Raw genomic sequence first — 20550 nt, 5'->3', positions numbered from 1 at the left:
GCTGGGTAGCTACGTGCGGACGGGATAAGTGCTGAAAGCATCTAAGCATGAAGCCCCCCTCAAGATGAGATTTCCCATGGCGCAAGCTAGTAAGATCCCTGAAAGATGATCAGGTTGATAGGTCAGAGGTGGAAGCATGGTGACATGTGGAGCTGACTGATACTAATAGATCGAGGACTTAACCAACGCTTTTTAAAAAATGAAATACCTTCTTATTATCTAGTTTTGAAGGAATGAAAATTTCTTCTTGCATTTTCTCAAAAAGATGTTATAATAATATAGGTCTTGAAAAAATGTTAAAATTGTTTGGTGACGATAGCGAAGAGGTCACACCCGTTCCCATTCCGAACACGGCAGTTAAGCTCTTCAGCGCCGATGGTAGTTGGGGGTTTCCCCCTGTGAGAGTAGGACGTCGCCAAGCTTATATTGTTCCGCAGTAGCTCAGTGGTAGAGCATTCGGCTGTTAACCGAACGGTCGTAGGTTCGAGTCCTACCTGCGGAGCCATTATTGGAGAGCTGTCCGAGTGGCCGAAGGAGCACGATTGGAAATCGTGTAGACGGGTAACCCTGTCTCAAGGGTTCAAATCCCTTGCTCTCCGCCATTTATACCTGGCCCGTTGGTCAAGCGGTTAAGACACCGCCCTTTCACGGCGGTAACACGGGTTCGAATCCCGTACGGGTCACCATTTAGACAACATATTGGAGGATTAGCTCAGCTGGGAGAGCATCTGCCTTACAAGCAGAGGGTCGGCGGTTCGATCCCGTCATCCTCCACCATTTTCAATAAGATCAGGTTGTTTCTGCATAAAGGATTGATTACTCAGCCCATTGAAACGCTTAACACGAAAACTTGATTTATAATAGCAACATTATTACCGTCGCGGGGTGGAGCAGTCCGGTAGCTCGTCGGGCTCATAACCCGAAGGTCGCAGGTTCAAATCCTGTCCCCGCAATCTATGGTCCCGTGGTGTAGCGGTTAACATGCCTGCCTGTCACGCAGGAGATCGCGGGTTCGATTCCCGTCGGGACCGCCATTTTTATTGTTTGGCTCAGTAGCTCAGTCGGTAGAGCAAAGGACTGAAAATCCTTGTGTCGGCGGTTCGATTCCGTCCTGAGCCACCATAGTAGTGCCGGTGTAGCTCAACTGGTAGAGCAACTGACTTGTAATCAGTAGGTTGGGGGTTCAAGTCCTCTTGCCGGCACCATGTTTCATCTATATGCGGAGGGGTAGCGAAGTGGCTAAACGCGGCGGACTGTAAATCCGCTCCTTCGGGTTCGGCAGTTCGAATCTGCCCCCCTCCACCATTTTTATTACAGGGGTATAGTTTAAAGGTAGAACAGAGGTCTCCAAAACCTCCAGTGTGGGTTCGAGTCCTACTACCCCTGCCAATTTAAATTCTATAATGGCGATTGTGGCGAAGTGGTTAACGCACCTGATTGTGGTTCAGGCATTCGTGGGTTCGATTCCCATCAGTCGCCCCATTTTAAAAAATATGATATAATGATTACAACGTTAATGGGCTATAGCCAAGCGGTAAGGCAACGGATTTTGATTCCGTCATGCGAAGGTTCGATCCCTTCTAGCCCAGCCATATGCGAAAGTAGTTCAGTGGTAGAATACAACCTTGCCAAGGTTGGGGTCGCGGGTTCGAATCCCGTCTTTCGCTCCAAAAAACGTTGGCGGCATAGCCAAGCGGTAAGGCAGAGGTCTGCAAAACCTTTACCACCGGTTCGATTCCGGTTGCCGCCTCCAACATACATGCCGGTGTGGCGGAATTGGCAGACGCGCACGACTCAAAATCGTGTTCCTCTGGAGTGCCGGTTCGACCCCGGCCACCGGTATCACATTTTATTACCTTCAATTACACAGTGAATTAGGTAATAGCAACGTTTAAAAACGTCTCTACAGTTATTGTAGGGGCGTTTTTTTGTTGTCTTTTTTATCTATTTTCACACGACAAAATTAACTGAAATCGTGTTCATGAATCGTGTTCACTGTTGAAGGGAGGAACCAATTTGGCAAGGCGTAATAATGTTTTGAATGAAGTTGAATTAGCTGTTATTGAAAAGAAAGTTAAATCCTATGTAGAAACATTTAAAGATGCTATACAATTGTTCATCCAAGACTGTGAACTTCGGAATTTAAGACCTCATACAATTCAATATTACTTGAATGAAATACAAGCATGTTTAAATCAGCTTAGAGATCAGGAAATAGACATAACTGTTTTAAAACCCTCTAACCTAACTGAAGAACATATAAAAAACAATGTAATCCTCTATATGCGTAACTTCAAGGGTAGCAGAGTGGTGACTATCAATACAAGATTGCGTGCTTTACGTGCCTTTTATAATTTTCTTTATAAACAAAAGCATATTTCAAATAATCCAATGGGTAATATCAAGTTGCTTAAAGATAGAAAAACAGTTATTGCTACATTTACTAAAGATCAGTTAAATAGGTTGTTTAAACAGCCGGACCTTAGAACTTTTACAGGTGTCCGTGATTACACAATCATGATGTTAATGCTTGAAACTGGTATAAGAGTGAATGAGTTAGCAGGGTTATCTTTAAAGGATATTCGCTGGGAAGACTATATGGTTGTTATTAGAAATGCTAAAAGTTATCGGGAAAGATTAGTTCCCATTCAAAAAGAAATGAAGCAACAAATAAAAAAATACATAGCTATTCGTGGTTCTGTAGAGAGTGAAGCGTTGTTTGTTACTGTTGATGGTGAAAGATTGTCTAAAAGAGGGATACAACAAAGGATTACTAAATATGGTGAGATGGCTAATCTTAAAGATGTTAGGTGTAGCTGTCATACATTTAGGCATACATTCGCTAAATTAAGTGTTCAACAAGGTGCTAATATATTTGAAATTCAAACTATTTTAGGACATACCAGCATGGAAATTGTGAAAACATATGTAAATCTATTTGGTAATGATGTTAGAGACAGGCATAAAGAATTTTCGCCAATAAAAGTGTTAGATAAACGAATCTAATTATATTTGAAAACAAAAAGAAAGCCACCTATTCGCAGTAGGTGACCCATAACTCATTTACAAAACTGAATAACTGAACAGCTATCAGTCTGTTAATTACCTTCATCTTATCGAAAAAAATTCGTTAATGCAAGGCGTATTAAGTATTGTCTTTTTTAAGGCATCCTGTTAGTCGTCCTCTTGCTGGAATGCCTACTAATAGCAAGTAAATCTAACCTTGAAAGGTACTGGTTGTAGCCAATGCAGAAAAAACAACCGTAATCACATTAACAGCTTTCCTTGTTTGCTGGTGGTTACTAGGTGAGAACGACCATTAACGGTTCGGTTGGTTGCTTGGTGCATTACGGTGCAGGTAGCAACAGACAAACGATAACATTCGGCACGTTGGACAAGCATAGCGTGTAAAAAGTCTGTTGAGTATGAAAGTACAACATTCAAACAAGGTGATACGGTGGAACCCTCAACAACTCGGTTCAATTCAGTATTAATGGATGGCTGCTTTATAGTACTTAATTTTTTTAAGTGCTATAAAGGTAATCATTCTTTTGTCCAATGTTTCCTAGACAATCTTGTTAATTCAGAGGAAACCAAAACCAAAAGTCAAAACAATCAGTATAAAAATTAAAAATAAAAATAAATTGTTAACTAAACAAAAAGAACATATTAAATTATTTGTTTTTTTGTCCTAATTTATTTGATATGTGCAAGTAAATAAATATACCACATGAATAAAGGAGGACAAGAAAATGACAATTGTAAAAAGTAGTGGGATACCATGTAAAGGGAACGTAAATGGTGATTTCGAGATGTTGCCTTCATCCCTATTTAACTATATAGAGTTGGGACTAATCACTCAAAATGATTATGTGATCTATTCAAAATTGCTTAAATTATACAATACTGACTATGGTTATGCTTACCCTACTATTCAGCAGTTAATGGTTTTCACAGGCATAAAAAGTAATGGCACCATAATCTCAGGTCTTAAAAGATTAGTCGAAGCTGGGTTGTTAGCTAAAACAAGTGGAACTAGAGGTAATAATATATACGTTGTTTTATTACCATTAGAAAAAGAAGAATTATATATTGCCGTTCCTGAAAAAGTTAAGATATTAGAGGGGAAAATATCCAAACTTATGGCAATAGCTGAATCCGACAAGGAACGGTTACAGAAATTTCTATTAAGTAAACAGGAAGAAGAAAGTGAAATTCAAGCTAAAGAAGTTGGCCCAAAATTACTTTAATCCATCTGGGATTAACCTATCCCCAAACACCCTGGTATTACTGAAAGTCACAAGTTTATTAATCACATTTCTTATAATCACAAGTGATAGGTGGTTTTAAATTTTTATTTCAATGGTGGAATCGATGAACTCCTATAGTTTGGCAATCGAACGTTATACATACTTACTATAAAGACTTATATAATCATACTTAATATATATTCTCATAAAGAAACTATCAAAGTGAAAGCCTTAAAGAGACAACTAATGAAAAGATATTTGTAATCACGTACAATTATTAAACCTTGGTAGCAAGTGTGGAATACTTTTGGTATGTTATTCATTAGACAACAGGATAAAATATCGGAGGGAATTATTTTGATGAATAAGAAAAATGTTAGTATAGCATTAGATGAAGGTGAATTTAAAATCTTAGATGAACTCAATAAGGAATTAAATAAGAGGTCATATAGAGGTTTTAAAGTTAATAGAACAGATACTCTGTTTTATGCTATAAAGTTTACTAGTGAAAACATTGATATATTAGAATTAGTTAAGACATTAGATGTGAGGTTAGAAGAAGTAAAGCAAGAGAATGAGACACTTAGAAACTTGTTGATTGAGTTTCAAAATAAGATCAATAATGTTGTAAGTTAAATTGGCGTTTTGATAAGACTACCTTCAATCTATTACATAAATAGTTGCAGTTCCCTTTATAATCTAGTGCTGATAACTTTACAATAGCATGAAATTACAGCTTTCGTTAATGACAAATGACAGAACGAATAACTTCGCACCCTTCAGGGTGCTTTTTACTTAGTGTACAGCAGGACTATTGTCCTTTTATGTCGAATTTTTATCAGGAGTAAAGGGGAATGACATTATGGAGTGGATTTACAAATACTTTAGCTTAACTGCAGTTATTGCAGGAGTAGGCTTTTTAGTGAAGCACCTTATTCAGAGGAAAATAGATTCCTATTTCAATAAGAGATTAGAAGATCACAAGCAAGAACTGACTATTATGTCTGAAAAGGCTAAGTATGACATAAGTAAAAAGCTATTCGATTTTGAAGCGTATGCAACAAAGAAACACACCGTTTACCCTGAGTTATATCAGCGAGTGTTTGAGTTTTGGAATGAGATAATTGTATTTACTCAGAAATTAGACATGCTTATTGAAGCCGATAAAAATCAACATGACAAAATATCCATCCTAGATAGATTAGGTGAAGATGGAATGAACGAGGCCTTGGAACTTTTCCAAAAATCCAAGAAAACATTTGATTATTTTACAATGAATGAATTATTTTTATCGAGAGAAGTCTCAATATCCTGTGCTAAAACATTGAAATCAATAAGGAAAGTAAATACGAAACTGCAATCACAGCTTTTTGAAGATTGTTACAATCCTTTCCTCACCAAGGGGGGAATTACCGAGATATGGGACGAGGTGTTCTCATTCAAAGAGGTCATATACAAAGAGTTATCGTATAGTCACTTTGAAAATACTGAAGAAAAAGTACAGTAATCATCTTAAGCATCCAAAACGGGTGCTTTTTCACTTTATAGGCAGCAGGTGAATAATCCCTTTCTGTCGAATTTAGAAGGTTAAAAGGGGATGGTTGAATGAGAGTAAAAGCTGAAAATGAGGCTTTAAGCGAAAAGTTAAGATTAAGCAAAGATAGATATAAATTTATGAACGCAACAATACTTTAAGGCATCCATTAAGTGTGCTTGATTATTTTAAGGGTAGCAGGACTATCGCCCCTCTCTGCCGAATTAAAGGATAAGAAACAGGAGGAGGAAACCAAGTGGATAGTAAAGAGGTATTTAAGGTGATACAAGACAATGCCAAGGGACTGGAACGGATGAGAAACAGTAGTGGGATATTTAAAGAACTTGACCCGAATAAAGTACTCGAATCACTTAAAATGTCAGAATTAGCAACCCCCCCTAAAGTCGATACAAGCTACACGCAGTCTCTTCTGGATGGCATCCAACAAAGTAAGGCAGAGGCACAACAAAGAGAGGCAGAGGAACAGCAAAGAGAAGCAGAGTATAAAGAATCTGTCTTAAGTTCCTTACAGGGAATTGAGAAGAATACTGCCCTACTAACGGAAATGACCTCCCTCCTTCAAACAAGTAACGAGAAACAGGCTGAAACCTTTGAACTGATGGTTGAAATACTGGAAATCATGAAGAGTAAAGATCAGGAAGAGGCAAATACCAAATTCATGGATGTCATGGGGAAAATCAAGGGATTCACGGATAATGCAAGTACAGTACAGTCTCTAATAGGTATGGCAAGCACAGTATATAATGCATTACCGTTTTAACACCCAATTTCAGGGTGTATTTTTATACCCTCCGCACAGCAAGGCAAGAGGGGCTGAAGGGTTGGTACATAAGGATTGTTGAACTTTGAGGCATGTGCGGATCTGTGTAAATATCGCTTTCTTACGTGGTTTGAACAGCCAACCTGAAATACTTTTTTACGCACACTTCCACTGCAAGCAATAAAAAAGGCTAACACTGGTCAGAGTGTCGCCTTCTTCTTTGCCCTAATTAGAGTACTTTTGGATATGCCAGTCTTGTTCTCAACCTCTTTATAGCTATGAGTGCCTAACAGCCCTAAAGCGTGTTCTATCTGTTTTTTGCTGTACTTGTTTGGTCTTCCTTCTCTAAAGTCTTCACGCTGTTTAGCGATAGCCTTACCTTCCTGTGTACGTTCTACAATCATATCCCTTTCAAACTCTGCGAAAGAACTCAGTATGTTAAAGATCAGCTTTCCGTTCGGTGTGTTTTCCACTAGTCCCATATTCAAAATGTGAACTCTAACACCCTTTTTAAATAATTCCTTTACCGTTTCTATAGCGTATCCTGCCGACCTAGCAAAACGGTCTAATTTAGTAACAACCAGCGTGTCACCTTCTTTAAGTAAAGAAAGAAGTTCCTGAAACTTGGGACGGTCAGATTTAGTTCCTGTGAAAGTTTCCTGATAGATTGTTTCGCAACCTTCTTCTTTTAATTTATTTACTTGTTCCTCTAATGAGTTCCCATTTGAAGCTTGTCCTTTTGTACTTACCCTTGCGTATCCGTATTTCATATGTATTATCCCCTTTTCGGCGTCTTGCTTATGACACTAAGTTATGACACCATCTGATACCTTGATAATACTGCATCTCCAAATCGGTGTCAATACTTTTAAGTTATGGGTAAATATCAAGGAGAAGAAGGAATAGTAACTTTGAAAATTGAATATTAAACTCTGTAAGATGTATTTAACTTTAAATAATTAGAAATTATAATTTTATTGATATTAAGGGGGAATCATTGTGAGTAAAAGTTATGTATGGAATCCTACAGAAGAATTTAACAATCTTGGTACTGAGGAAGGTTTAGAATTTCTTAAAAAGTTAGTAACATACTTTGCAGAGGAAATAGACTTCTTAAGTTCTTACAATCAAAATATAACAAATGTTGATGAAATTAGGCTGGAAAAATTAAAGTCGTTAGCTTATGCCTTAAAAGTTAATTACAAGTTTAAAGAAAACCAGAATTTATTTTCAGATGGAAATAGTGAACTCGAAGAAAAAGGATTGCTATTACAATCTTGGATAAGCTTAGGGGCAATATTAGAAAGTACGATGTTATTATTCTTATCAATTTATAATCATTCGTATGATAATAATCCTATGCTAGACCGTAAAAATAAAAAGATTAACATTGAAGACTTAAAATTAGTTAAACTAATAGAATACTTTTTTGATACACATGAGGGTATCTTTAAAGGAGGGACTATTGATGAAAATGAAGTCCATATTATACGCCTAGAAAGAAATTTAGTACATCTGTTTAATAATAAAGAGGTTAAATCATGGACGGATTTTAATTACTGTCTAAAAATTATCATAGAGTTATTATTTGAACTTATTTCTAGGCTACCTGATGTTGAAGATGAAAATGGTTCAGTTAGTAGTGGTAATGATGATTTAAGGAGATACATTTATAAAACCAAAAATCAGTTGTTTAGTTTTGGTAAATAAAGAACAATGTAGATACCTATTTGGCTAGGAAGTGATTATTAACGTACGTTTATCCCGTAAATGGCGGTATCATATATCAACACATATGAGAGTGCCAACAAGCAACGTAGTAATAAGACTTGAAGCACTATAAAAAGTGAATTGAAAAAGTGAGAATCGAATACACCTAGATATGCCCTTGTTTACGGAACGGCTGCCACGAGATCCTCCCATCATTTAACACGGCGAAGGGGTGCCCCGGGGGATTGATAGGTGCAGTACCATCGGTCTCTTGCGTAAAAAATATAGCTACCGTTTTTGAAACTATTAGATGGAAATAAGTGGGTGTCTGTGAGGGCGATTCTATGCAACTTAACTTTTGCTTGCTGGGTAATTGTACTGCCGATTTGATGTGACGAAGGGGTGGTTACTGAAACTGCAATTAGGTACTCAGGAAGCATCCCTAAAAAAAATTCCGGTCGGCTTTCATAACTTAAAAGTGGTATAATATGGCAAGTTTAATACATGGAAAAGGGGTACTATCAAATGTCCAAATACCGATTGTTCCACGTCCTTATCGTCATGGCGTTCATGGTATGTTTCATCTATAGTCTCGTGGTGAGAACTCCTCAGGGCGTTATTGTAACCTTTTTTGCCGCAATTATAGGGATCGGGTTGATTTTGCTGAATACCTCAATCAATAAACACCCCAAAAATTAAGCAGGAATTAAGGTGACTTACCCTAACCCTGCCTTTTTTATCTTGGGCTGGTTATTGTTTACTTACCGCTTTTTGGTACACCTATTAAATATCTTTCAACAGTCCATTCTAGGGGTGAATTATTTTCCCTATCATGAATAACACAGTAATGTTCAAATACTTCATTCAGACCATAGCCACATTTTTGTAAATATAGTCCAATTGCTTGTCTAGCCTCTTTTAATCCACCATAAGGATTTTTTCCAAACCGTTCGAATATTGGTTCACGTTTACCATTTTTACATTCATAAACAAAATAATCGCCTGAATCTCTAGTAGCTTTTTCAATTGAAAAATAATAACTTTCCATTCGATAACCCCCACTATTTTTAATTCATCTATAATTATAAATCTTTTTAGAGGGGAACTTGGGAAGGTTTCATTAAAATATTAGGACAAAAAAAGAATGGGGCTTTAAATTAACCCCATTCTCTTACATTCCTGTATTTTCTGTTTTCTAGTTACACCAGCTAAAACGGTACATTGTTTGTCTAGGTAAAGTTTATCTGGTTCGGATTTTATTGCCTTGTAATGGTCATCTGCAACCACTTTCTGCCAGTACACTGAACCATCTATGAAAGTACATTTACAGTTCCTTAGTGTCGGTTTCTTGTAAAAGTACATGACATTGTTGCTACCTTCGCTAACTAAGGGCATTACCATTATGTTTGTGTAGCGTTCTTTCGTATATGGTTCCATTTAATTCTCCCCTTTAAAATCGTATTTAACTTTGACGCAAAAGCTTTCTATAGAGGGATTCTTATGAATTTAATAGTGGTTCAGGTGCAATTACCTTACCCCCTCATTTCCCTTCAATTTAACCCCTCAGAAAGCCCTCTATATCAACATTCTTACTTTTAACTTTGACGCAATTTCCGCATACTGTCCCTCTGTTGCTTTAATTGCTTTCGACATGTATCTGAACACGTTAAAACGTTCTTTGAATCTGTTTTGAATATTTCATTACACTGCTTGCAAGTACGTTCATATTCACCGATTGATTTCTCTATATAGCTGATTCCGTGTTGCTGCTTGTACTCTTGTTCTAGTTCCTTATCAGCCGGCAAAACAGACTGTTCGAAATAATCACATGAGACACTCTTTCCGCATCTTTTGAAATAGTCACATGAACCACCAAATACACAACCACCGTCAATGAAGCTGGCACATGTATTCTTTGCTAATGATTTAACCTTTTTGTGAGTCGCGTTATCTAGTAAACTCATTTCCTGTCACTCCCTTTAAAATTAAAAAGACCCGTCAGCATTAAGCCAACAGGTCATTGGAAATATTGAATTAAAAACTGAGAGTTACTTCCATATTTGGATTAGTACCGCCTACAATTAGTTTGTAACGGACATGATCTTTAAACGTAGCGAACAGTACGCCATGATGTGCATCAGGAATAGGGAAAGTACCAATCTCGTTAAAAGTAACACCGTCATTAGATTCCTCAAACTTAATAGAAAGACTAGCGTCACCCTCTAACCCTTCCACGTCTACACGCACGTTACATTGCCTATCAAGTGAATTGATTGTCTCACCAGTTTTAGTGGCTGTTACGCCAACCTCTTTATACTCGTTTCTAATATCACGCATTCCATAGAATAAGTCGTTTAACATTTTTCATCCATCCTTTTCAATTTTATTAGTAAGGTAGTCCAGCCCTTGCACGGCTGACTTTATATCTAACCTCTTTTTCCATTTGTTCTTCCCGAATCCGTTCTTGTAATTCTTTAGCGTCCTTTTCTCGTTGGATACGTTCAGCCAATGCTTTTCCGACTTCATCATCATCAACATAGCTACTTTTCTTCTGTTCATAAATTGACATACCTCCATTCATTGGAATGATATTTTCGTCACGTCTTAACTGGTCAATAGCCGTACCTAGTGCCATTCTGACTGTTAATGGTAACGACTTAAGCTTTTCATGGGCCTCAGTGTCACCGTGTGCCAACGCTTTGATAAATTCTGGATTAAATTCTGACATAGTAAAAAACCACCTTTTTATTTTTGTTTTTGTTTCTTTGCCTTTGATGAATAACCTAGCATCACTAATTCAGAAATATGTTGTAATTCCATGCTACTAATTGGAAGCCTTTGTATAGCAAGCCATATTTTCTTTTCGTAATGTCTTGATAGGTCAATTCGTCCTGTCTCTAAATCTGATAATCTAGCCTGTGGAATCCCCATATAAAACGAAAATTCAGCTTGACTAAGACCACGACAAGAACGAATAAGAGGTAACATTTCAGGTTTCACTCTTAGTTCCTCCAATAATTTCACCACCCCATTAAATTGGAATAAATTATGCTTTTGAAATCCAAAATAAAAAAGCGTCAGGCACTAAGCCCAACACTTTAATCAAAGGATCCATTGTCTATTAACCGTTCGCAAGCTTTACTTGCCCACCTTTATGTTCGGGAAATGGGTAGCTGGTACAGGGTGAAAATGAAAGTAATTAGAAAAATAGAAAGGAAAGCAAGGAAAAAAGTTGTACAAATGCTTTTACTTCAGGTCACCCAATCTATTTATCCACTCGACTGATGTTCAATAGCTGAACCATGACCTCATTTGCTATTTCATTATCTTCTAACAGCATACCTATTCGTAAAATGGAACGTCTTGTAAAAATTTCATTATTATATCCATCTCCAACTAATTCTTCAAGGTGTCTACTAACAATCTTTTCAATTACCTTTTCATCTACTTCATAAAACGATGCCACTCGTTGTATTCCAGTAGCCTCATCATTAGACAATAATAATATGGTTTCAACTCGTTCCAATACTTCATTACGTCTCCTTAGTTTTTCAAGAAATTCTTCACGTAATTTCCCGTCCTCCAGTAAAATTTCAGGGTTTGACATGCCAAGTTTTAAGAAATGAATTAAGTCCTTCATTGTTGTACCTCCAAGTATTTTTTGGGCGTTTGTTCGCCCTTATATTTAGGTACTTGCAGGTGAGGACGATTTTGGGACATTAACTTTCAAATAAACTAACGGTGCAGGTTAGTTTAACAAGAAGTAGTAAAATTGAGTTGATAAAAAATTGAAATTACTCAATCAACACTGTTTATGAATGGTATAATTGGAAAAAAGAGGTGTGAGTATGAGGAAATTATTATGGATTTTCGGTTTGCTTGTTATCATTATGGCGTTAGGAGGATGTTCAAGTTCTTCTAAAACTTCGGGTTCTTCCGAGGTAAAAGCAAAAGTTGTTGGCTATCAAATGGTACAGAAGAACGGTGTATTAAGTGATAGAAAAGCTATATCAGAGAAAGATGATGTGAAAAAGATTGAAAACATTACGGCAGATGTAAAATGGGATAAAACAGCATCAGTTAATAAAGATAGCAAAGAAGATGCTGTATTTTGGTTTATAGACCAGGATAACAAGGAAGGGCAAAAATATAGGGTGTGGTTCGACGAAAGTGGTTCTACAGACGTGCAGGATGAAAAGSAGGTATGGGGCGTTTTGGAAGGGAAAGACGGTGAAACATTATCCTCTATTTTCAAACTTCAACTTAATGAACAGAAATAAAGAATAGAAAAATATTAAGCTAACGGGTGCTTTAGTTGATTAAAAATATCGTCAATAAAATAACATAGGTACATTCAGGTTAATCCCTGAATTAATGACTTTGAAGAAAACCAGTCATACCAAGGGTTTCAGCGTTTGTAAAAAGATTCCTGTAAAAAGTGCCTGTAAATGGGGTGCTGTTGAAGCCCTAGTTATATGAAGAAGCTTAAAGATAATTAAACTTAAACTAACAGTAACTAAGAGATAAAACACTGTGGAAGAAAACCACTTCCACCATAGAGTAAACAAGAACAAATAACTTAAACTAAACCACTATGATAGCAAACAAGAATGAAGTTAATCAGTTAAAGAAATGCACTGAATGAAGCGAATAGCGTAATGAAGTGGCGTAAGCAAGTTCCTGATCTTAATCTTTTGATGGATTAGCAACCTTACATAATAAATTCAATCTCAAGTTCCCCTGTCCTTAATCGGATGGGGGCTATTTTTTATGTCCTCAATTCCAGGCCCAATGAATAGTATCCGGTTTGGTGGGAACATTACTTAGTGAAAAGTAGCTACCTGCCCCTGAGTCCAACCTTAAAAAAGTTGTCAGGGGTTATTTTTCGTTGTGGCTGCCTTTCTTTCCCCACGTAAATAGAGAACTGTAGGGTAACTTCAATAGATTGGTTTTAACACTTGGCATGCACCTGTCACAGTAATACGAAACATTAGTTTTTCCCTTTTCAAACAGTGGGGTTAGATTGCTAAGATCATCCCAAACCGCACAGAACTCACACATTTTTCTTTCTGTCATTGTGATTCTCCATTCAATATATTCTCCTAAGCTACCGCCCTATCGTTATAATCCCGATGAATGGAAAGTTTGTAGTTGTTATTTCAGAAGAGAAAACAAATGAAATATTAAAAATTAAAAGAAAAAGGTGTTAATTGCAGTAGCACCTCTTTTTATTACCTCTAATATGTATAATAAATCCCTTCTCCGTTTTCTATTTTTTTGATAATCTCTTCCTCAATTTTAGATGCATTTTTATCATAGTTTTCCCTATATTGTTCGAAAGCCTTAACAGTTTTGATGCTATTAAGATCACTATTAACTTTAGTATAAAATGCAAGATTACGTTCTATGGTATTATCGTGTACCTCTTCTGATATTTCCCCCCTTAAGTATTGTTGTTCTAACTCTAAAATATTAGATCGTTTACTAATTTCATTACTAACTTCTTCCATAGTAATAAGATATTCAGCACGCTTTTGATCCAATAACTTCTTAGACATATCTGGATTTTCACTTTCCCTCGGGTATCCATCATTTATTAAATCAATATTATACTTATCATTTATCAATTCCCAATTTTGAATGCACTCTTGTAAACTAGGAGAAAGCTTTGAGTATAGATCAATATTTTGTGAAATAAAAGATAAGAAGGGTTCTTTTATTTTGATTATCTTTTTGTTGTCAGAGTTATTCTTGTCTGTTTCACTCGGTTGTTCTTCTTGTTTATTAGAAGTTCCCGTTTCTTCTATTACCCTTACAATTTTATCAAAAAAACCGAACATAGCATTAGTGTTGTTAACCTCCTGTTTCTCTTGTTGATATTTTGCTACATATATATCCAAAAGGGCTGCAACCTTTTCCTTATCTTCTTCTTTTTTTACCAACTCTGAGGTATACAAAGATACACTGAAGCCTATATAAGTAGTTAATAAACCAGTTAAGCAAGACCATAGTATTGTAGTTGCATCAAATTCTTTATTTACTTCTTTTAGTTTTGATTTATGTTTAACCGTATATATAAACCCAGCAATAAATATGATGATTATGATAAGTGAGATTACTATTGTAGTTGGAATTATTCCCTCGGTTTTAATATAGAACCAATTAAACCCTTTAATAAGTGATATGACTATTACTGTGCTTATAGGGAATAAAGCAACAAAGAAAAGAAATTCCATTATTGTCATAGATTTTATTTTGTTAGTAAGTTTTTTTAATCCCTTTTTTAGTGGGTTTGGTGTTCTGGTTCTGGGTGGTAACATTGGTTCCATAATACTTTCTCCTTTATGAAAATTCATTTTCACCAAACAAAGTAAGGATAGGGAATCTAAAATATATCCATCCATAACCTGACGATTTTTTAATGATTCACAAAAAACACGAATAAAACAACGGCAAAAAAAGGTGTTACTACTTCTTCTAATACGGATACTAGTGAATCCTCTTCCCATATTCTAACGTCAGAATAACATATATATTTCTCCACCGGTTTGAAAATAATAAATATTTTCTGCTTAATAGGAAATTCAAAAATCACACTTTTCATTAAATGAATTAACCCAATATAGGAAAATTATAGTATAATTTCGAAAGAAGATTAAAAGAAATATTGGAGAATTAACGTATGATTTTATTGAATGCAGTAAAAACAAATGATGCCCTTATTAAAGAGTTACAAGATAAGGTTATTTCCATACAAGACCATGAAATATCTTTTCTAAATGATGTTATCGCTAACATTGGGTGGGTAATAGGGATAGTATTTGGTATAATCAGTCTCATTTTCGGTGGAGTAGGGTGGATGATAAACCGTTCTAATCAAGAGGCACAGAAAAAGATGGAAATGGCTGAAGGTATCATTAAAGAAGCGAAAAGTAGTATGGATGCATTTCAAGAATACAGGGGGGAATTAGCTGAATATCGCAAAGATACAGAAAAAGAATTTAGAGAATTGGCCACTTTAGTTAATTCAGAAGATATAACTATATTAAAAGAAAATGTAAAAATATTATCTATAGTACATGAAGCTAATAAACGTCTAGAAAAAGTTGAAATGACTTTAGAAGCAGCTAAGAAACACTGGGATAGACTAGAAGATAATGAAAGGATTAAATTAGAATCTCTGCAACTTTTTTTGGATTATGAGACCTGCCTTCGTGTAATGCGGGCACATCAGCGAAAAGCTTTGAGTTTGACTGAATCTAGTCAAGGGGATATTCTTTTAGTCGATTGCGAAAAACTCGAGATAGAATCCAGAGATATTTATGATAAAATACGTAAATTAAAATTGAAATTACTAATCCCGTCAATAGATTTATCAGGAAAGGAACTAAGTAGTAAATTGCAAAAAATAAAATTAGATATTGAAAACAAGAATCATAATTGACTTAATAAATACGACCAAAAGTTGAAGTGTACATGAGTACATTGCATCGAAAGTGATGGTCAAAGGAAAGCAAGCAATAGACAGTCAAAACTAGAAGCAACAAAAAGCTACGAAAGAACAAGAAGAAAAAGAGAAAGCACAACAGGCAGAACAGGATAAAAAGGAAGCAAATCAAGCTAAAGAGGAAAAAGCATGTCTTAACATTAAAGGTAATACATTAAGTTCGGGAGAAAAAATCTATCATGTACCAGGTGGACAATTCTATGACAAGACTAATGCAGAACAAACTTTTTGTACTGAAGGAGAGGCAAAGTTTGCTTGCTATAGAGAATCTAAAAGGTGAAATTGTTTAAAGGGGTGTAACTGTTAATTACAGTAGTACCCTTTGTGTCTATACAAAAGTAGGGGATCTTCCAAAATAGCTACATCCTAGATATTTACAAATTATTTGATATGGGAAAAGATACATTGCTATTGAAGAAAAAACTGTATATAATCATGATAATAAGATAATCGTGTGAAGAGATAAAATTATAAAATTCACAATTACCTGTAGAATTACTTAAAATCACTGTAAATAAAGGTATTATAAAATAAAGATACTGGAACTTTCCGACTCAAAATCGTGTTCCTCTGGAGTGCCGGTTCGACCCCGGCCACCGGTATCACCAATAGCGAAGGATTGCTATTACAAAAAGCTTCACACTTAATTGTGTGAAGCTTTTTTGTGTTCATGACACTACAAGATCAAATAATTTTCCATCACTCAAGAATGAAGGAAAAGTGAAACGAAGGAGCAAACAAACATCATGGGAGTGATTAAGGGTATTAGGATATCATGTGATACGCTGTGACAGACGCCTATTGAAGCTACAAAACGATACATGAATTCTCTATTAAGGAGCACGTTTGTTACTACGATTAAAAATAAAAACGAATGGTCAAAGAGTATTAACTCTGCCATTCGTTTCGTTAACTTTGATAAATGATTTAGAATTCAATATTCATAGCATTCAAGTCTGCTTCGGTATAGCCAGAAGCGGAGAGTGCGATTTCAATTTTTTCAGCAGCCTTATAATCAAATAATTTGAATTTAGACATTAATGCGAAAGCATTTTGATTTTCGATCGCCAAGGCAACAGCCTCCACGTCTTGCAGTAACTTCAGGTCTTCAATGTAGAATTGAGCGGTTCTCATAGCTAAATACTCATTCGTTGTAGTCGAACTGTAGAAAAGCCTTGTTAAAGTGGCGATTGCGTTAGGAACGAAAATCTTATTCATAATTACCCCTCCACTATTCATAATATTCTGTCACCTGAGTCACTACTAGTATGAGTCACTCTAAAAATGTTGTCAATCTTTATCTTTTGAGCATTTTTACTCACCAGTTGAAAGTAGGTATATATTGAAATTGAGTAATAAAATATCTGAGACTTTTCCAAAGGCAAAAATCATTGCACAGGGCGCACGAACTCGATCGTTAGGTCTCAGGCTCGATCATAACCAATTGGATTATATACTTCATCCATTTACTTTATTCAACAAATGGGCCATTTTTTTCAGAAATTCTTTCAATGATGAATTCGTTTCTGTGTTCGAAAATTTTAAACGGTTTATGAAATAGCAGATTCTTATAAACTGTACAGAAGGCGGGCTTCCACATTCCGCAGCTCTCCAGATGAAACACTATCAGCCACAATTATTTGCATGGTTCTCGTAGCTGTCATTCGTTTGTCTGGATGCTTCAGTTGTAGCTGCTGTTGTATCGCTCGGAAAAGTTCATTATTTTCTGGACGGTTGGCGTTATAGATTTCTTGTAAACTTTTTGATTTTCCCATGACCTTTCCTACTTTCCATCAAGTGTGAGATACATATGAAAGCTTCTTATGCGATAATATTCGTATGTTCTATATTTCCGTTTTATCGCTTCTAATTCCTTCTTTTTTCAATTAAATCTTTAAAGAACAGAGAAGGTTGCCCCTGTTTTTTTACAAGGCGTTAGCCCACCTGTCTTACAGCTTGACCTTTGTTATATATGTTGTTGTTGTTTTTCTTTATTTTTTAAAAAAGAACCTGTGCATTAAACAGGAGAGAGGTATAGGAAGACCTTATAAAGGGTAATTAAAATCAGTAAATAATAAATGGAGGAGCATTTAAAAATTTCATTAAAGAATTATTATTTAAGAAATCCAAGACCAGGAAAGTAGCCGTCTCGCAGTATTTTTAATAATATCGATGGAATATGGCAATAAATAAAAAAACACTATCTAAGAACACTTCACAAAACAAATTTTCTAAGGGGCGGAAAATTGTGAACAATATGGGATGTCAATGCAGGTCCAATCAAGAATTACAGCAACTGGTTGATGAGGCAAAAAAATATACGAGTAACGGAACAGTGGCAAACTATATACCGGCTCTTGAAAAGGCGAATCCTCAGGATTTGTCTGTTGCTATTTATTATCCTGACGGGAAAGGATATTGTGCGGGGAATGTAAGCGGTAAAATGACCCTTCAAAGCATATCAAAAGTTTTGACACTTGCTCTTGTATTAATGGAAAAAGGGGAGGATCATGTTTTTTCCTATGTAGGAAAGGAACCCACTGGGGATCCTTTTAATTCGATTGCCAAGCTAGAGACAAACAAGCCATCCAAGCCGTTAAACCCCATGATTAATGCAGGAGCATTGACTGTGACCCACATGATAGAGGGTGCCAGTGTAACCGAGCGATTTCAGCGAATTTTACATTTTATCCGGGAGTTGACGCAAAATCCGAATATCGGCTTTAATGAAGATGTTGCCCGGTCAGAATATAATACAGCAGACTTGAATAGGGCGTTAAGTTATTTTTTAAAACAGCATCAAGTAATAAATGAGGATGTGGAGGATTTAATCGAATTGTATTCGAAGCAGTGTGCCATTGAAATGGACAGTCAGGATTTAGCGAGGATAGGCTGTGTGCTGGCCATGAATGGGAAAGATTTACTGACGGGAAAGCAAATCATCCCAGGGGACATTGCCCGTATTTGCAAGACATTCATGGTTACCTGCGGCATGTATAACGCATCAGGTGAATTTGCCATTAATGTTGGCATACCGGCTAAAAGCGGTGTGTCAGGGGGAATCATGGGAGCCGTCCCCGGAAAATGCGGGATTGGAATTTATGGTGCAGCGCTGGATGAGAAGGGGAACAGCGTTGCCGGGATAAAAATCTTGGAAATGATGGCGAAAAAGTATTCCTTAAGTATGTTTAATTTGTAAACATGGAAACCAGTACCGAGTCAGTCGGATGTTAATTGAGTTCAGTGTAAAGCCTTAAGGAAACAAATTTTACTTTCAAGGCAAAAAAAAGACCTCTGCACATAAGGGCAAGGTCTTAGGACTATTTCATAACAAGTTGGAGAAAAGAGATACTTTTTTATATAAAGCATTTACCTCTTTATTTCGATGTTCCCCGATTTCATTTTTTAGCTGGCCTTCCATATCGGTCATTAGATCAGCTAACTTCAATGCCTTTTGTCTGTCGGAAATATTGCTGCGAATGATAGATTCATATTTTGCATTGTATTCAGTCAGTGACATTTCTTCCGTCCTCCCATAGTGTAAAGTCATATAAGCTGCCCTCTGTTCCTTCATCAGCAACCCCAATGTACTTAAGTGTAATTACAGGGTGTGAATGGTTAAGGATCATTTGTAATTCAGCGAGGTTCTTACTTCGTTTATAGTGCCAGTACCCGAATGTTTTCCGCATGGTATGTGTACCGACGCCCTCGATGTCCACCATGTCAGCTGCTTTATTAAGCTGTCTGTAAGCTTGTATCATACTTATTGGCTTATCTCCCTTGCGTGAGGGGAATAGCCATTCACCATCAATGGTGGCTATATAGGTGGCCAATTCATTACATATGGTATTAAGCTGTATCATTCTTGGCTTTTTTGTTTTCCCTTCCTTGATGATGACCTCCATCTTGCCTTCAATGTCCTTTTTCTTCAGCGATAATAGATCAGTCACCCGTAAGCCGGTATTGATGCCTAACAAGAACAATATGTAGTCTCTCTCGCTGCAATGTCTTTTCAATGACCATTTCATATCATCTAATTTTTCCGATGATCTGATTGGTTGAACGTCTATTAAATGTTCTTTTGGCAAAAGTGATCACCCTTAATTCACGCCAATGGAATCAGTATTTTGAATGTATACTTTTAAGAGTAACACTGAAAAAGGAGGGAAGTCAATTTGAGGGGTATATTGATATTTTTTGCACTGTCCATTTTATAAAAGGTTCGGAGTATTTTTAGTTGTTTATTGAATAATGGCAATAAAAACTTCTGGAACTTGATATAATGAAAATAGTAATATTTTTCTAAACTAGTGTTATTGATGGATATTTAATAGATGAATTAATTCATTCTGAATGAAATATGCTTTAGCAGGATTGGGGAAACCACCATGAAGAGAGTTTTGGCTATATTGAAAAAATTACACCCTATAATGTCAAGGTTGATTACCATGGCAATTATGGTTTTGGTTTTTTACTGCATGTTCATGTTCGCAGACCTGGATAATGAAAGGTCAGACAGCGAGCGTCATAACGAGCGGTCGGTGAATTTTGAAGAGATGAGCGATCAAGAAACTGAAGAAAAGCCAGCAGGTTCTATGGTGAACTATTGTAAAGATAGCGCTAATGAGAATCGCTCCTCCAGTTGGTTTGGTATGGAAGTAAACGAAATGGAACCTAGCGAATACACGGTCGAATGCATTGAACACTTAGAATAGCAGCAGAGTTCCTATGGATCGAATTCAGGATTCACACCATGGACATCAGGTAC

General features: G+C 36.3%; 24 protein-coding genes, 15 tRNA genes and 2 rRNA genes. 28 read left to right on the top strand and 13 right to left on the bottom strand.

Features of this window, described 5'->3' with window-relative positions; genetic code table 11:
- The 22 genes from AC1DVB_RS13040 to AC1DVB_RS12935 form a co-directional block, all read left to right on the top strand.
- Nucleotides 1–186 (top strand): 23S ribosomal RNA (locus tag AC1DVB_RS13040); the annotation flags it as partial.
- A gap of 119 nt (nucleotides 187–305) precedes the next feature.
- Nucleotides 306–421: ribosomal RNA gene (gene rrf, locus AC1DVB_RS13035) — 5S ribosomal RNA — on the top strand.
- 9 nt (nucleotides 422–430) lie between these two features.
- Nucleotides 431–505, top strand: a tRNA-Asn gene (locus AC1DVB_RS13030).
- Between the two features lie 5 nt (nucleotides 506–510).
- Nucleotides 511–602: transfer RNA gene (locus AC1DVB_RS13025), tRNA-Ser, on the top strand.
- A 9-nt stretch (nucleotides 603–611) separates the two neighbouring features.
- Nucleotides 612–686 (top strand) — tRNA-Glu (locus AC1DVB_RS13020).
- 15 nt (nucleotides 687–701) lie between these two features.
- A tRNA-Val gene (locus tag AC1DVB_RS13015) sits at nucleotides 702–777 on the top strand.
- A gap of 102 nt (nucleotides 778–879) precedes the next feature.
- A tRNA-Met gene (locus AC1DVB_RS13010) sits at nucleotides 880–953 on the top strand.
- Between the two features lie 5 nt (nucleotides 954–958).
- A tRNA-Asp gene (locus AC1DVB_RS13005) sits at nucleotides 959–1034 on the top strand.
- 12 nt (nucleotides 1035–1046) lie between these two features.
- A tRNA-Phe gene (locus AC1DVB_RS13000) sits at nucleotides 1047–1122 on the top strand.
- Nucleotides 1123–1129: 7 nt separating this feature from the next.
- Nucleotides 1130–1205 (top strand) — tRNA-Thr (locus tag AC1DVB_RS12995).
- 16 nt (nucleotides 1206–1221) lie between these two features.
- A tRNA-Tyr gene (locus tag AC1DVB_RS12990) sits at nucleotides 1222–1305 on the top strand.
- A gap of 10 nt (nucleotides 1306–1315) precedes the next feature.
- Nucleotides 1316–1389 (top strand) — tRNA-Trp (locus AC1DVB_RS12985).
- A 17-nt stretch (nucleotides 1390–1406) separates the two neighbouring features.
- Nucleotides 1407–1482 (top strand) — tRNA-His (locus tag AC1DVB_RS12980).
- A gap of 35 nt (nucleotides 1483–1517) precedes the next feature.
- Nucleotides 1518–1592, top strand: a tRNA-Gln gene (locus AC1DVB_RS12975).
- Nucleotides 1593–1595: 3 nt separating this feature from the next.
- Nucleotides 1596–1670 (top strand) — tRNA-Gly (locus AC1DVB_RS12970).
- Between the two features lie 9 nt (nucleotides 1671–1679).
- Nucleotides 1680–1753 (top strand) — tRNA-Cys (locus AC1DVB_RS12965).
- A gap of 8 nt (nucleotides 1754–1761) precedes the next feature.
- Nucleotides 1762–1842: transfer RNA gene (locus tag AC1DVB_RS12960), tRNA-Leu, on the top strand.
- Between the two features lie 174 nt (nucleotides 1843–2016).
- The gene (locus AC1DVB_RS12955; RefSeq protein ID WP_477589519.1) at nucleotides 2017–3006 is read left to right on the top strand and encodes a tyrosine-type recombinase/integrase; all 990 of its coding nucleotides are present in this window, start codon (nucleotides 2017–2019) and stop codon (nucleotides 3004–3006) included.
- A gap of 746 nt (nucleotides 3007–3752) precedes the next feature.
- A complete protein-coding gene (locus tag AC1DVB_RS12950; protein WP_477589517.1) occupies nucleotides 3753–4250 on the top strand; it encodes a helix-turn-helix domain-containing protein in 498 nt (165 codons plus the stop codon).
- Nucleotides 4251–4610: 360 nt separating this feature from the next.
- Nucleotides 4611–4886, top strand: coding sequence for a hypothetical protein (locus AC1DVB_RS12945; protein ID WP_430153101.1), 276 nt, complete (start codon nucleotides 4611–4613; stop codon nucleotides 4884–4886).
- A 226-nt stretch (nucleotides 4887–5112) separates the two neighbouring features.
- On the top strand, nucleotides 5113–5757 hold the full coding sequence (locus AC1DVB_RS12940; protein ID WP_430153100.1) for a hypothetical protein: 645 nt from the start codon (nucleotides 5113–5115) through the stop codon (nucleotides 5755–5757).
- A 283-nt stretch (nucleotides 5758–6040) separates the two neighbouring features.
- Entirely contained in the window at nucleotides 6041–6565 is a 525-nt protein-coding gene (locus tag AC1DVB_RS12935; protein WP_430153099.1) for a hypothetical protein, read from the top strand.
- Between the two features lie 200 nt (nucleotides 6566–6765).
- Here the strand turns inward: AC1DVB_RS12935 and AC1DVB_RS12930 are convergent, their stop codons facing one another.
- On the bottom strand, nucleotides 6766–7335 hold the full coding sequence (locus AC1DVB_RS12930) for a recombinase family protein (RefSeq protein WP_430153098.1): 570 nt from the start codon (nucleotides 7333–7335) through the stop codon (nucleotides 6766–6768).
- Between the two features lie 229 nt (nucleotides 7336–7564).
- Here AC1DVB_RS12930 and AC1DVB_RS12925 point away from each other — a divergent pair, with 229 nt between their 5' ends.
- The gene (locus tag AC1DVB_RS12925; protein WP_477589514.1) at nucleotides 7565–8275 is read left to right on the top strand and encodes a hypothetical protein; all 711 of its coding nucleotides are present in this window, start codon (nucleotides 7565–7567) and stop codon (nucleotides 8273–8275) included.
- Between the two features lie 757 nt (nucleotides 8276–9032).
- Here AC1DVB_RS12925 and AC1DVB_RS12920 read toward each other — a convergent pair.
- The 7 genes from AC1DVB_RS12920 to AC1DVB_RS12890 all read right to left on the bottom strand — a co-directional run bounded on the left by AC1DVB_RS12920 (nucleotide 9033) and on the right by AC1DVB_RS12890 (nucleotide 11915).
- Nucleotides 9033–9323, bottom strand: a complete 291-nt coding sequence (locus AC1DVB_RS12920) for a hypothetical protein (protein WP_430153095.1) — start codon at nucleotides 9321–9323, stop codon at nucleotides 9033–9035.
- Between the two features lie 104 nt (nucleotides 9324–9427).
- Entirely contained in the window at nucleotides 9428–9712 is a 285-nt protein-coding gene (locus AC1DVB_RS12915; RefSeq protein ID WP_430153094.1) for a hypothetical protein, read from the bottom strand.
- A gap of 158 nt (nucleotides 9713–9870) precedes the next feature.
- The gene (locus AC1DVB_RS12910; protein ID WP_430153093.1) at nucleotides 9871–10239 is read right to left on the bottom strand and encodes a cysteine-rich VLP protein; all 369 of its coding nucleotides are present in this window, start codon (nucleotides 10237–10239) and stop codon (nucleotides 9871–9873) included.
- Nucleotides 10240–10309: 70 nt separating this feature from the next.
- Nucleotides 10310–10636: a hypothetical protein gene (locus tag AC1DVB_RS12905; RefSeq protein ID WP_477589511.1), complete on the bottom strand. Its 327-nt coding sequence runs from the start codon at nucleotides 10634–10636 to the stop codon at nucleotides 10310–10312.
- A 25-nt stretch (nucleotides 10637–10661) separates the two neighbouring features.
- Nucleotides 10662–11003, bottom strand: coding sequence for a hypothetical protein (locus AC1DVB_RS12900; RefSeq protein WP_400449939.1), 342 nt, complete (start codon nucleotides 11001–11003; stop codon nucleotides 10662–10664).
- Nucleotides 11004–11020: 17 nt separating this feature from the next.
- Nucleotides 11021–11275, bottom strand: coding sequence for a helix-turn-helix domain-containing protein (locus tag AC1DVB_RS12895; protein WP_477589509.1), 255 nt, complete (start codon nucleotides 11273–11275; stop codon nucleotides 11021–11023).
- Nucleotides 11276–11540: 265 nt separating this feature from the next.
- Nucleotides 11541–11915 (bottom strand): hypothetical protein, encoded by a 375-nt coding sequence (locus AC1DVB_RS12890; RefSeq protein ID WP_477589507.1) that lies wholly within the window; start codon nucleotides 11913–11915, stop codon nucleotides 11541–11543.
- Between the two features lie 208 nt (nucleotides 11916–12123).
- Here AC1DVB_RS12890 and AC1DVB_RS12885 point away from each other — a divergent pair, with 208 nt between their 5' ends.
- Entirely contained in the window at nucleotides 12124–12555 is a 432-nt protein-coding gene (locus AC1DVB_RS12885) for a hypothetical protein (protein ID WP_477589505.1), read from the top strand.
- A 957-nt stretch (nucleotides 12556–13512) separates the two neighbouring features.
- Here the strand turns inward: AC1DVB_RS12885 and AC1DVB_RS12880 are convergent.
- Nucleotides 13513–14604: a hypothetical protein gene (locus tag AC1DVB_RS12880; protein WP_477589503.1), complete on the bottom strand. Its 1092-nt coding sequence runs from the start codon at nucleotides 14602–14604 to the stop codon at nucleotides 13513–13515.
- 353 nt (nucleotides 14605–14957) lie between these two features.
- On the opposite strand from AC1DVB_RS12880, the gene AC1DVB_RS12875 reads away from it, so the two are divergent.
- Together AC1DVB_RS12875 and AC1DVB_RS12870 are read left to right on the top strand one after the other, a co-directional pair.
- Nucleotides 14958–15719, top strand: coding sequence for a hypothetical protein (locus AC1DVB_RS12875; protein WP_430153085.1), 762 nt, complete (start codon nucleotides 14958–14960; stop codon nucleotides 15717–15719).
- Nucleotides 15720–15921: 202 nt separating this feature from the next.
- On the top strand, nucleotides 15922–16062 hold the full coding sequence (locus tag AC1DVB_RS12870) for a sunset domain-containing protein (protein WP_477589523.1): 141 nt from the start codon (nucleotides 15922–15924) through the stop codon (nucleotides 16060–16062).
- Between the two features lie 647 nt (nucleotides 16063–16709).
- On the opposite strand, the gene AC1DVB_RS12865 is transcribed toward AC1DVB_RS12870, so the two are convergent.
- Nucleotides 16710–17000 (bottom strand): hypothetical protein, encoded by a 291-nt coding sequence (locus tag AC1DVB_RS12865; protein WP_034305321.1) that lies wholly within the window; start codon nucleotides 16998–17000, stop codon nucleotides 16710–16712.
- A 350-nt stretch (nucleotides 17001–17350) separates the two neighbouring features.
- The gene (locus AC1DVB_RS12860; protein ID WP_048684218.1) at nucleotides 17351–17557 is read right to left on the bottom strand and encodes a hypothetical protein; all 207 of its coding nucleotides are present in this window, start codon (nucleotides 17555–17557) and stop codon (nucleotides 17351–17353) included.
- 482 nt (nucleotides 17558–18039) lie between these two features.
- Between AC1DVB_RS12860 and glsA the strand changes: the two genes are divergently transcribed.
- Nucleotides 18040–18981 carry a glutaminase A gene (glsA, locus tag AC1DVB_RS12855; RefSeq protein ID WP_477589521.1) on the top strand — a complete coding sequence of 314 codons (942 nt, stop codon included), beginning with the start codon at nucleotides 18040–18042 and terminating at the stop codon, nucleotides 18979–18981.
- A gap of 126 nt (nucleotides 18982–19107) precedes the next feature.
- On the opposite strand, the gene AC1DVB_RS12850 is transcribed toward glsA, so the two are convergent.
- Nucleotides 19108–19302: a hypothetical protein gene (locus tag AC1DVB_RS12850; RefSeq protein WP_053533812.1), complete on the bottom strand. Its 195-nt coding sequence runs from the start codon at nucleotides 19300–19302 to the stop codon at nucleotides 19108–19110.
- Complete coding sequence (locus AC1DVB_RS12845) at nucleotides 19289–19810, bottom strand: tyrosine-type recombinase/integrase (protein ID WP_057275864.1); 522 nt, start codon at nucleotides 19808–19810, stop codon at nucleotides 19289–19291. Before AC1DVB_RS12845 ends, AC1DVB_RS12850 begins: the two co-directional genes overlap by 14 nt.
- 360 nt (nucleotides 19811–20170) lie before the next feature.
- Between AC1DVB_RS12845 and AC1DVB_RS12840 the strand changes: the two genes are divergently transcribed.
- Nucleotides 20171–20497: a hypothetical protein gene (locus tag AC1DVB_RS12840; RefSeq protein ID WP_328097752.1), complete on the top strand. Its 327-nt coding sequence runs from the start codon at nucleotides 20171–20173 to the stop codon at nucleotides 20495–20497.
- Nucleotides 20498–20550: the final 53 nt, after the last annotated feature.

Source organism: Peribacillus sp. P4_D6 (genome assembly GCF_056401795.1).
Note: the sequence above shows the minus strand (reverse complement) of the source record. Positions and strands in the feature narration are given on the sequence as shown.

What these genes read in the sequence shown, in the direction of transcription:
- AC1DVB_RS12950 (WP_477589517.1), top strand. Translation starts at nt 3,753, where the DNA reads ATGACAATTGTAAAAAGTAGTGGGATACCATGTAAAGGGAACGTAAAT.
- AC1DVB_RS12945 (WP_430153101.1), top strand. Translation starts at nt 4,611, where the DNA reads ATGAATAAGAAAAATGTTAGTATAGCATTAGATGAAGGTGAATTTAAA.
- AC1DVB_RS12940 (WP_430153100.1), top strand. Translation starts at nt 5,113, where the DNA reads ATGGAGTGGATTTACAAATACTTTAGCTTAACTGCAGTTATTGCAGGA.
- AC1DVB_RS12930 (WP_430153098.1), bottom strand. Translation starts at nt 7,335, where the DNA reads ATGAAATACGGATACGCAAGGGTAAGTACAAAAGGACAAGCTTCAAAT.
- AC1DVB_RS12920 (WP_430153095.1), bottom strand. Translation starts at nt 9,323, where the DNA reads ATGGAAAGTTATTATTTTTCAATTGAAAAAGCTACTAGAGATTCAGGC.
- AC1DVB_RS12915 (WP_430153094.1), bottom strand. Translation starts at nt 9,712, where the DNA reads ATGGAACCATATACGAAAGAACGCTACACAAACATAATGGTAATGCCC.
- AC1DVB_RS12910 (WP_430153093.1), bottom strand. Translation starts at nt 10,239, where the DNA reads ATGAGTTTACTAGATAACGCGACTCACAAAAAGGTTAAATCATTAGCA.
- AC1DVB_RS12905 (WP_477589511.1), bottom strand. Translation starts at nt 10,636, where the DNA reads ATGTTAAACGACTTATTCTATGGAATGCGTGATATTAGAAACGAGTAT.
- AC1DVB_RS12900 (WP_400449939.1), bottom strand. Translation starts at nt 11,003, where the DNA reads ATGTCAGAATTTAATCCAGAATTTATCAAAGCGTTGGCACACGGTGAC.
- AC1DVB_RS12890 (WP_477589507.1), bottom strand. Translation starts at nt 11,915, where the DNA reads ATGAAGGACTTAATTCATTTCTTAAAACTTGGCATGTCAAACCCTGAA.
- AC1DVB_RS12880 (WP_477589503.1), bottom strand. Translation starts at nt 14,604, where the DNA reads ATGGAACCAATGTTACCACCCAGAACCAGAACACCAAACCCACTAAAA.
- AC1DVB_RS12875 (WP_430153085.1), top strand. Translation starts at nt 14,958, where the DNA reads ATGATTTTATTGAATGCAGTAAAAACAAATGATGCCCTTATTAAAGAG.
- AC1DVB_RS12865 (WP_034305321.1), bottom strand. Translation starts at nt 17,000, where the DNA reads ATGAATAAGATTTTCGTTCCTAACGCAATCGCCACTTTAACAAGGCTT.
- AC1DVB_RS12860 (WP_048684218.1), bottom strand. Translation starts at nt 17,557, where the DNA reads ATGGGAAAATCAAAAAGTTTACAAGAAATCTATAACGCCAACCGTCCA.
- glsA (WP_477589521.1), top strand. Translation starts at nt 18,040, where the DNA reads ATGGGATGTCAATGCAGGTCCAATCAAGAATTACAGCAACTGGTTGAT.
- AC1DVB_RS12850 (WP_053533812.1), bottom strand. Translation starts at nt 19,302, where the DNA reads ATGTCACTGACTGAATACAATGCAAAATATGAATCTATCATTCGCAGC.
- AC1DVB_RS12845 (WP_057275864.1), bottom strand. Translation starts at nt 19,810, where the DNA reads ATGAAATGGTCATTGAAAAGACATTGCAGCGAGAGAGACTACATATTG.
- AC1DVB_RS12840 (WP_328097752.1), top strand. Translation starts at nt 20,171, where the DNA reads ATGAAGAGAGTTTTGGCTATATTGAAAAAATTACACCCTATAATGTCA.